Source organism: Microcoleus sp. T3_B1 (assembly GCF_036700445.1).
Taxonomy (GTDB): Bacteria; Cyanobacteriota; Cyanobacteriia; order Cyanobacteriales; family Microcoleaceae; genus Microcoleus.
This window is the reverse complement of sequence record NZ_JAUBOX010000055.1, coordinates 51,951-53,784: the sequence shown is the minus strand read 5'-3', so window position 1 is coordinate 53,784 and position 1,834 is coordinate 51,951. Positions and strand designations below refer to the sequence as shown.

1 protein-coding gene is annotated in these 1,834 nt (G+C 45.7%); it reads left to right on the top strand.

Annotated elements, in window-relative coordinates:
• Positions 1-188: 188 nt before the first annotated feature.
• Complete coding sequence (locus QT990_RS24385) at positions 189-1,754, top strand: FAD-dependent oxidoreductase (RefSeq protein ID WP_333465848.1); 1,566 nt, start codon at positions 189-191, stop codon at positions 1,752-1,754.
• Positions 1,755-1,834 lie beyond the last annotated feature (80 nt).

Here is a 1,834-nt window from a genome sequence, read left to right as displayed (position 1 = left end):
TTCCACAAAGAGTAGATTTTCTTGTGGAACAGGCATCTTGCCTGTTCCTAAAAAGCTTATTGACAATGGTGCAACATCTTAGTATAAACCGGGATTCTCGCCACCCCATGCGTCAGCCCTGAAACTGTCGCAAATGTTAATCTAAGCTAAATTATAAAAAATCAACCACCGTTTAATACTAAAACCCGATGTCCCTCACTGAAAAAATCCTCTCCCAACTGCCAGCAGACGCCCTCGGAGGCCTGAGAAAAGTCGATCGACTCTGGGAAAACCTCAAACAAAACACCGCACCAACACCCCAAGCAGTCAAACACAGCCAACAACCCCTGGAAACCCTCGACTTCGACATAGTTATCGGCGGCGGAACCCTAGGAATATTAATCGGTACAGCCTTAGCCGTGCGGGGTTGGCGAGTAGCCTTGATAGAACGCGGCACCCTGCGAGGCCGCGATCAAGAATGGAACATTTCTCGCAAAGAATTAGACGCATTCTTAGAACTAAATTTGCTATCTGTTGAAGAGATAGAAAAGGCGATCGCCACTGAATATAACCCAGCCCGCATCAGCTTTGCCAACACCCCAGACATTTGGGTGCGCGACGTACTAAACATCGGAATAGACCCAGTTTACCTCCTAGAAACCTTGAAACAGCGATTTCTCCAAGCTGGAGGAAAGCTATTTGAAAATACACCATTTAAAACAGCAACCATTCACCCGGATGGAGTGTTGGTAGAATCTGCAAATACCGATACACAACCTGCTACAAACTTATTTAAAACCAGATTATTATTAGACGCAATGGGACATTTTTCGCCCATTGTCCGCCAAGCTAGACAAGGGAAGAAACCCGACGCCGTATGTTTAGTAGTCGGCAGTTGCGCTCAAGGATACCCCAAAAACGACACCGGGGACATATTTGCATCCTTCACCCCAATGCAAAATCAGTGCCAATATTTTTGGGAAGCATTTCCAGCCAGAGACGGCCGCACCACCTACTTATTTACCTACATAGACGCCGACACAGAAAGATTCAGTTTAGAAACATTATTTGAAGACTATTTGCGCTTGCTTCCCCAATATCAAAACGTCGAACTCGAACAGTTAAAATTCCAAAGAGCACTCTACGGATTCTTCCCCTGCTATCGCCAAAGTCCTCTAAAAACGCCTTGGGATCGCATACTCCCAGTCGGAGACAGCAGCGGTAGCCAATCTCCCCTCAGCTTTGGCGGTTTCGGGGCAATGGTGCGCCACCTCAAACGCTTGACTCTAGGAATTGACGAAGCTTTGACAAGCGACAGTCTCAGCAAAAAATCCCTCGCACTTTTGCAACCCTACCAGCCAAATCTATCTGTCACCTGGTTGTTTCAGCGTTCGATGAGTGCTGCGATAAATCAAAAAATAGACCCCAATCAAATCAATCAACTTTTGGCGGCCGTCTTTCAGGTAATGGAAGACTTGGGAGAACCGGTACTCAAACCGTTTCTTCAAGATATCGTGCTGTTTCCGGCTTTGTCCCAAACCCTGTTTAAAACAGCAATTAGCCATCCCGGATTAGTTATGAAAATTATCCCGCAGGTTGGAATAGCTAATTTGCTAGATTGGATGGTTCATTATGTAAATTTAGGAATTTATACGGGATTGCAGCCTTTGGGAAAAGCCGTAGAACCGCAGGTGAAAAATTTAGCACCGGAACAGCAATACTATTTTCACCGATTAGTTGAAGCGTGGCAATATGGCGCTGGAGGCGATTATTAACTGATTAATTGTGGCACGGGCATCTTGCCCGTGGCTAATATCTGAACAGGCAAGATGCCTGTTCCACAACACAATATAAT